At 70.2% G+C, this 7,139-nt stretch carries 9 protein-coding genes; 4 read left to right on the top strand and 5 right to left on the bottom strand.

What is annotated here, in order from left to right:
* A partial coding sequence (locus ABZT17_RS39435; protein ID WP_356356590.1) for an L-arabinose isomerase occupies window positions 1–1,161 on the top strand: 1,161 nt, incomplete at its 5' end.
* Window positions 1,162–1,195: 34 nt separating this feature from the next.
* On the top strand, window positions 1,196–1,924 hold the full coding sequence (gene araD / locus ABZT17_RS39430) for an L-ribulose-5-phosphate 4-epimerase AraD (RefSeq protein WP_356356588.1): 729 nt from the start codon (window positions 1,196–1,198) through the stop codon (window positions 1,922–1,924).
* A gap of 8 nt (window positions 1,925–1,932) precedes the next feature.
* Here the strand turns inward: araD and ABZT17_RS39425 are convergent, their stop codons facing one another.
* From ABZT17_RS39425 to ABZT17_RS39410, 4 genes are all read right to left on the bottom strand, one after another.
* Window positions 1,933–2,997: a YihY/virulence factor BrkB family protein gene (locus tag ABZT17_RS39425; RefSeq protein ID WP_356356586.1), complete on the bottom strand. Its 1,065-nt coding sequence runs from the start codon at window positions 2,995–2,997 to the stop codon at window positions 1,933–1,935.
* A gap of 110 nt (window positions 2,998–3,107) precedes the next feature.
* The gene (locus tag ABZT17_RS39420; RefSeq protein ID WP_356356584.1) at window positions 3,108–3,281 is read right to left on the bottom strand and encodes a hypothetical protein; all 174 of its coding nucleotides are present in this window, start codon (window positions 3,279–3,281) and stop codon (window positions 3,108–3,110) included.
* 62 nt (window positions 3,282–3,343) lie between these two features.
* Complete coding sequence (locus ABZT17_RS39415; protein WP_356356596.1) at window positions 3,344–3,700, bottom strand: PRC-barrel domain-containing protein; 357 nt, start codon at window positions 3,698–3,700, stop codon at window positions 3,344–3,346.
* 70 nt (window positions 3,701–3,770) lie between these two features.
* Window positions 3,771–4,088: a hypothetical protein gene (locus ABZT17_RS39410; protein ID WP_356356582.1), complete on the bottom strand. Its 318-nt coding sequence runs from the start codon at window positions 4,086–4,088 to the stop codon at window positions 3,771–3,773.
* Between the two features lie 231 nt (window positions 4,089–4,319).
* Between ABZT17_RS39410 and ABZT17_RS39405 the strand changes: the two genes are divergently transcribed.
* Window positions 4,320–5,930, top strand: coding sequence for a metallophosphoesterase family protein (locus ABZT17_RS39405; protein ID WP_356356580.1), 1,611 nt, complete (start codon window positions 4,320–4,322; stop codon window positions 5,928–5,930).
* 9 nt (window positions 5,931–5,939) lie between these two features.
* Here the strand turns inward: ABZT17_RS39405 and ABZT17_RS39400 are convergent, their stop codons facing one another.
* Complete coding sequence (locus ABZT17_RS39400) at window positions 5,940–6,686, bottom strand: DUF4097 family beta strand repeat-containing protein (RefSeq protein ID WP_356356578.1); 747 nt, start codon at window positions 6,684–6,686, stop codon at window positions 5,940–5,942.
* Between the two features lie 126 nt (window positions 6,687–6,812).
* Between ABZT17_RS39400 and ABZT17_RS39395 the strand changes: the two genes are divergently transcribed.
* Entirely contained in the window at window positions 6,813–7,028 is a 216-nt protein-coding gene (locus ABZT17_RS39395; RefSeq protein WP_356356576.1) for a DUF4177 domain-containing protein, read from the top strand.
* Window positions 7,029–7,139 lie beyond the last annotated feature (111 nt).

Genomic DNA, 7,139 nt, shown 5'->3' with positions numbered 1-7,139 from the left:
ATCGACATGGACTTCATGAACCTCAACCAAGCCGCCCACGGCGACCGCGAGTTCGGCCACATCGAGTCGCGGGTGGGTGTCGACCGCAAGATCGTCGCCGGGCACGCCACCGACCCCCGTGTCATCAGACGGATCGCGGCCTGGGCCCGGGCCGCGGTCGGCCGTCACACCGCACGCAGCCTGCGCCTCGCACGCTTCGGCGACAACATGCGCGACGTCGCGGTCACCGAGGGCGACAAGGTCGAGGCCCAACTCCGCTTCGGGTTCTCCGTCAACACCTACGGCGTCAACGACCTCGTCGCCGTCGTCGACGCCGTCGAGGACAAAGCGGCTGCGAAACTCGCCGCCGAATACGTCGAGTCGTATGACGTCGTCCCCGCCCTGCGCCCCGGCGGCATCCGCCACGAGTCCTTGTTGTATGCGGCCCGCCAGGAGCTGGGCCTGCGCACCTTCCTCACCGAGGGCGGATTCACCGCCTTCACCACCAACTTCGAAGACCTCGGCGCCCTGCGCCAACTCCCCGGCCTCGCCGTCCAGCGCCTGATGGCCGACGGCTACGGCTTCGGCGGCGAAGGCGACTGGAAGACCTCCGCCCTGCTGCGCACCATGAAGGTCATGGGCGCCGGCCTCCCGGGCGGCACCAGCTTCATGGAGGACTACACCTACCACCTCGGCCCCGGCACCCCTCGCATCCTGGGCGCCCACATGCTGGAGGTCTGCCCCTCCATCGCCGCCGCCCGCCCCAGCTGCGAGATCCACCCCCTGTCCATCGGCGGCCGCGAAGACCCCGTCCGCCTCGTCTTCAACGCCGCCGAAGGCCCCGCCGTCGTCGTCGGCCTCTCCGACCTCGGTGACCGCTTCCGGCTGACCGCCAACGCCGTCGACGTCATCGCGCCCAGTCAGCCACTGCCACTCCTGCCCGTGGCCCGAGCCGTCTGGGAACCCCGCCCCTCCCTCGCGGAATCGGCCGAGAGCTGGCTGCTCGCGGGCGCCCCGCACCACACCGTGCTCAGCTCGGCCGTGGACCTCGAAACCCTCACCGACTTCGCCGCCATGACCGGCGTCGAACTGCTCACCATCGACGAGACCACCACCACCGGCCAGTTCGCCAAGGAAATCCGCTGGAACGCCGCCTACCACCGCCTCGCCCAGGCCCTGTGAAGACCACGAACCGGCTGATCCAAGGAGACCAGCGATGACCGCACGAGTCCGCGACGGCCTGCGACAGGAGGTCCTGGACGCGAACCTCGCCATCCCTCAGGTCGGCCTCGCCACCCTGACCTGGGGCAACGTCAGCGGCGTCGACCGCGAAGCAGGCGTCTTCGTCATCAAACCGTCCGGGGTCCCCTACGACGACCTCACCATCGACCATCTGGTCACCGTCCGTCTCACCGACGGTGCCGTCGTCGACGGAGACCTACGCCCCTCCACCGACACCGAGACCCACCGCTGCCTCTACCTCGCCTTCCCCTCCATCGGCGGCGTCACCCACACCCACTCCACCCACGCCGTCGCCTTCGCCCAGGCCCACCGCGACATCCCCGTCCTGGGCACCACCCACGCGGACACCTTCAACGGCCCCATCCCCGTCACCCGCGACCTCACCCCCGAGGAATGCGCGAAGGACTACGAGTACAACACCGGCCGCGTCATCGTGGACCTCCTCGAAGAGGACGACCGACGAGCAGTCGAAGTCCCCGCCGCCCTCGTCGCCGGCCACGGCCCCTTCACCTGGGGACCCACCGCCCGCAAGTCCCTGGAACACGCCATCATCTGCGAAGCCGTCGCCGACATCGCCCTGCACACCCTCGCCCTGTCCCCCACCGCCCCACCGCCCCCGCACCTCCTCGCCCGCCACTACACCCGCAAACACGGCCCCGACGCCTACTACGGGAATCCGGACATGCCGGCAGCCACGGGCTGACCTGGCGGTCAGATGTCGTCCAGGCGGCGGACGTCCTCCTCGTCCCACGTCCGGGTGTCGCGAGGCTGGGTGTAGGGCTCGGCCTCCGGCGGGTGCCCGCCTGCGATGGCCCGCTGCCGCACGCTCTCGGCGTCGAACTCCAGGCCGAGGAGGATCGCGAGGTTGCTGATCCACAACCAGACAAGGAAGACGATGACGCCGGCCATGGTCCCGTACGTCTTGTTGTACGAGGCGAAGTTGGCGACGTAGAACGCGAACCCGGCCGATGCCGCCAGCCAGATCACCAGGGCCAGCAGGCTGCCGGGGGTGATCCACCGGAAGCCCTTGACCTTGGCGTTCGGTGTGGCCCAGTACAGGATCGCGATCATCACCGTGACCAGCAGCACCAGCACCGGCCACTTGGCGATCGACCACACCGTCAGCGCGGTGTCCCCGATCCCCAGCGCCTGGCCGGTCCGGCGGGCCAGCCCGCCGCTGAAGACGACGATCAGCGCGCTGATCACCGCCAGCACCATGAGCACCACTGTCACCCCCACCCGCACCGGCAGGACCTTCCACACGGGACGGCCCTCCGGGATGTCGTAGACGGCGTTGGCCGCCCGGATGAAGGCGGCCACATACCCGGACGCCGACCACACCGCCAGCACGATGCCCAGCAGGGCCATCAGCGAGCCGACCCCGGAGTTGTTCTGCAGCTGCTCCACGGCCCGTGTGATGATGTCGCGGGCGGAGCCGGGGGCGAGCCGGCGGAGGTTCGACAGCACCTTGTCGGTGGCCGACTTCCCGGTGATCCCCAGAAGGGACACCAGCACCAGCAGGGCCGGGAAGAGGGACAACACCCCGTAGTAGGTGAGCGCGGCGGCCCGGTCCGTGAGCTCGTCGTCCTTGAACTCCTTCAGGCTGCCTTTGAAGACCGCCGCCCAGGCCCCCTTGGGCAGCTTCGCCGGTGTCGCGGGTGCGGCCCGTTCGACCTCGGGGTCGGGCCCTGCCTCCTGCGGCGACGGCACTCCGGAAGCCGAGGCCTCGTCTTGGCCGCGCTTGGTGTTCCGTCCTGGAAGGTGCAGCTTCGCCATGGGAGCCGAGTAACCCCGCGGCGCTCGCTCAAGCCATCGACCAGCCACTTCCTTGCCGGTCACCGCTTCCGGGCCCCGGCGCACGCCCGGAGCCCTCGCCCCGACAGCGGTCAGCGGGCGATGCGGTGCCTGCGGCCGCCACGGCGGAAACGGACGGCGGCGTAGGCGAGGTCGGCGAGCAGCACGACGGCCCCGATGATCAGGAGGTAGAACAGGCCGTGTGCGGCGAATCCGATGATGCCCAGGACGAGGGCGACGAGGACGAGGAAGAGGAAGATACTCATCGGCGCTCCCGGCGGCTCGGTTCGTACGACTGGGGTTCGTACGGCATGGGTCGGTAGGTCGGTCAGCGGCGGGCCAGACGGCGTTCGCCGCCGGCACCCGGTGTGTAGTCGAGTTCGTAGTGCGCGAAGACGGCCGGCTCGTCCGAGGCCGGCAGCTCGCCGTCGGTCTCGATCGCCGGGGCCTGTTTCACCACGTCCCTGGGGTGGGTGATCCGGAGATAGCCGGGCCCCACGGTCGCACCGGACAGGGGGACGAAGACCAGCCGCCTGCGCATGGGCAGACCCACCGTCACCGTCGCGAAGCAGGGCTGATCGGTGGCGGTGTCGACGTAGATGGCCTCCAGCACACCGATCTTGCGGCTGCGCGGGTCGACCACGTCGTGACCACGCCATTCACGGATGTCGCCTGCCTCGAACATCATGGACCTCCGTGGTGGGAGTACCCCCGATCCGATCGCTGATGTCGGGGAAACACCGGACACCGGACGCTCACTCGTCCGAGTCGATGCCCGTGATCACCGCCGGGCCGAGGGGCGCGTCGTTCCGGTCCAGGCCGACGGCGTCCAGCGCGGCCTCCGCATAACCGCGGGCCTCCCGCTCGGCCTCGGGACCACTGTCCGCGTCGATCGTGACACGAGCGGTGAAGGTGCCGTCGTCGTTGACGGTGAGGATGTCGAGGTCCTCGTCGTGGCCCAGGTGGGTGTGACGCGGATCGGCCGGGCGCAGCGCCCTGATGAACTCGGCCCGCGTCTCCTGTCCGACGTTCACGGTGAAGGTGCCGGGCACTGAGATGACGTACGTCGTCATGGAACTCCTCCTTCGCTCTCCTTCCGCCTACCCCGCACCGCCGACAAGATCCCGACCGGCGGTCGTGTCAACGGCTGGGCAGCCCGGGGCAAAGGCCGGGGCAAAGAACACCGTCGCGGGCCGTCACACGTGACTCAATGGCCAACTGGCAACGCGGCGTTCACCCCAAAGCCGCCGGGGAGCGCCAGGGTGCCGTCGTCGAGAGCTCAACAGCTCGTCAGGGAGGGCATCATGACCGCAGGGGCGGGGATCACGGGCGGGTCGCAGAAATCTTCCGAGGGGGTCAGCCGTCGGCACGCGCTGGGTCTCCTCGGCACGGCGGGGGCCGGCGCGGCCGTCACCCCCTTGGTGGGGGCGGGCACGGCGGAGGCGGCCCCGTTCGCCGCCCCGGCCTTCCATCTCACCGCGGACTCCTCCGGTGCGCCCCCCGTCCAGGGGCTGCACCTGACGTTCGGGGCCGATCCGCGCACCCGGATGACGGTGTCGTGGATCACCGACAGACCGGTGAACAGACCCGCGGTGCACTACGGCACCCTGGAGGGCGGCTTCGGCTCCCGTGCCAAGGCGCGGACGGTGACCTACGTGGACGGCACCTCCAGCCGTACCGTCTACGTCCATCACGCCGAACTGAACGGGCTCACCCCGGGCACGGAGTACGTCTACTTCGCCGCCCACGAGGGCACCACGCCCGACAGCGGCTCGTTCCGCACGGCCCCGCGCGGCCGGCAGCCGTTCACCTTCACCAGCTTCGGCGACCAGTCCGCCCCGCAGGTGACGTGGGCCGCCGACGGCACCGTGGCGCTCGACGCCAACTCCACCCCGGCGACCAAGGACATCGTCACCGGTATCGAGCAGGTCGCCCCGCTCTTCCATCTCCTCAACGGCGACCTGTGCTACGCCAACCTCGATGTCGACCGGGTCCGCACCTGGAACAACTTCTTCGCCAACAACAGCCGTTCGACCCGGTTCCGCCCGTGGATGCCGGCCGCCGGCAACCACGAGATCGAGAAGGCCAACGGCCCCCTCGGGCTGGGCGCCTACCAGACCTACTTCGACCTGCCCTCGACCGAGACCGACGCCGAACTCGCGGGCCTGTGGTACGCGTTCACCGTCGGCTCGGTCCGGGTGATCGTGCTGCAGAACGACGACAACTGCCTCCAGGACGGCGGCGACGTCTACATCAGCGGCTACTCCGGTGGACGCCAGCTCGCCTTCCTGGAGAAGGAGTTGAAGGCGGCCCGGGCCTCCCGCGACGTCGACTGGGTGGTCGTCGCCATGCACCAGGTCATGATCAGCTCCTCCGACGCCAACGGCGCCGACCTGGGCCTGCGCCAGAAGTACGGCCCCCTGTTCGACCGGTACGGCGTGGACCTGGTGCTGTGCGGTCACGAACACAACTACGAGCGGTCGCTGGCCGTACGGGGTGTCGTCACGGGCAGCGAGACCCTGACCCCCAACCCGGTCTCCCCGGCCACCGACTCCATCGACACCGGGCTGGGCACCGTGCACATGATCCTCGGCGGCGGCGGTGTCTCCGGCACCACCAACCAGAAGTTCTTCACCGACGGCACCGCCAAGGTCATCACCGCCGTCTCCGCCTCCCCCGGCGCCAACGGCAAGCGCACCTCCACGTACACCAAGGAGCAGGCGGTCTGGACGGGCGTCCGGGACGTCGAACACCCCTATGGCTTCGCCGCCTTCACCGTCGACCCCGGCCGGCACCCCGGTGACACCACCCGGATGCATGTGACGTACTACAACGTCGACAAGCCGCACGGCGAGCTGTCGGTCTTCGAGACCTTCACCCTCCACCGCCGCCGCTCCGACGGCTACACCGGATAACCGTCGGCTTCACTCCGTACGCGCCTCGATGTCGCCGTTGACCGTGGTCAGCGTCATCGTCGGGCCACGGCCGGCGTTCCGCTCGGGAACGGCGGTCGTGGCGCGGCCGTTGACCGTGTCGGCGGTGACCCGGTACGCGGGGGCGGTGTGCGGGACGGTGACCTGGACCGAGCCGTTGGCGGTCACGGCGGTCACGTCCGACGGCGCGGTGGTGCAGGCGAGGATCACGTCGCCGTTGGTGGTCGCCGCGCGCAGTCGGCCCGCGTCCAGGTCCGTCGCACGCACCGAGCCGTTGCGGGTGGAGAGCCGTACCGTCGCGTCGTCGTGTCCGGAACGGGTCACCGTCACATCACCGTTGACCGTCGCAAGGTCCAACGCGGCGTCCACGCCCGCCGCGTCGACTCCCGCGTTGCGGGCGCTGACCGTGACGCTGAATCCGTCCGGGACCTTCACGTACGGCATACGGGGACATGCGCTGCCGTGCCGCGGCCGGTCGGGACACGACAGGTCGAGGGTCCAGGTCCGGCTCCTGTGGGACCAGGCCGCGTCGACACGGTCGTCCACGGCGACCCGGTGACCGTCGGCCGGACGCAGCCGCAGCCCGGCGTCGGTCGTGATGACGAGCCGGCCCCCGCCCGCACCGGTCCCCGGCACGGGCGGGGCGCCGGCACCGGCGCGGTCGTGGGCGCCGCACGCCGTGCCCGCGCCGACCACACCCAGCCCAACGGCCAGAAGCAGCAGCCGCCTTGCCCGCATCGCCTTCATGGTCGTACGACTGCCCCGATCCGGCGCCACCTCACCCCTGCGGACGCCGGCCGGCGGCGGACCATGATTGGCTGGCCCCAGGCCACTCGCACCGACACGCAGAAGGACACCGCAGCCATGAGCAACGTCTATGCCTACGAGTACAAGGTCGTCACCTTCAGGGAGTCGCTGATCGGCGACGCGCTGGACAGCGACAAGCTGGAGAAGGTGCTCAACAAGCACGCGGAGGACGGCTGGGGGCTGAAGGCCATCACCTCCGCCGACGTCAAGGGCCGTATCGGTCCCGGGTCGGTCGAGGGTCTGCTGCTCACCTTCGAGCGCCCCCGCGCGTAGCGCTCGGGAGAGTGCCCCACGTCTGTGGGGCACTCCCTCCCCCGGTCACGGGCGCCCGTCCGTGTCGGCTCCCCACACCAAGCATGGCGTGCGCCCGCGTCTGCGATGCCC

It is taken from the genome of Streptomyces sp. NPDC005648, from assembly GCF_040605395.1.
Classification (GTDB): domain Bacteria; phylum Actinomycetota; class Actinomycetes; order Streptomycetales; family Streptomycetaceae; genus Streptomyces.
Note: the sequence above shows the minus strand (reverse complement) of the source record. Positions and strands in the feature narration are given on the sequence as shown.

Bases quoted from the DNA above. Each gene is read 5' to 3' on its own strand.
- ABZT17_RS39415 (WP_356356596.1), bottom strand. From the start codon at position 3,700: ATGTTCGAGGCAGGCGACATCCGTGAATGGCGTGGTCACGACGTGGTC.
- ABZT17_RS39405 (WP_356356580.1), top strand. From the start codon at position 4,320: ATGACCGCAGGGGCGGGGATCACGGGCGGGTCGCAGAAATCTTCCGAG.
- ABZT17_RS39395 (WP_356356576.1), top strand. From the start codon at position 6,813: ATGAGCAACGTCTATGCCTACGAGTACAAGGTCGTCACCTTCAGGGAG.
- araD (WP_356356588.1), top strand. From the start codon at position 1,196: ATGACCGCACGAGTCCGCGACGGCCTGCGACAGGAGGTCCTGGACGCG.
- ABZT17_RS39410 (WP_356356582.1), bottom strand. From the start codon at position 4,088: ATGACGACGTACGTCATCTCAGTGCCCGGCACCTTCACCGTGAACGTC.
- ABZT17_RS39420 (WP_356356584.1), bottom strand. From the start codon at position 3,281: ATGAGTATCTTCCTCTTCCTCGTCCTCGTCGCCCTCGTCCTGGGCATC.
- ABZT17_RS39400 (WP_356356578.1), bottom strand. From the start codon at position 6,686: ATGCGGGCAAGGCGGCTGCTGCTTCTGGCCGTTGGGCTGGGTGTGGTC.
- ABZT17_RS39425 (WP_356356586.1), bottom strand. From the start codon at position 2,997: ATGGCGAAGCTGCACCTTCCAGGACGGAACACCAAGCGCGGCCAAGAC.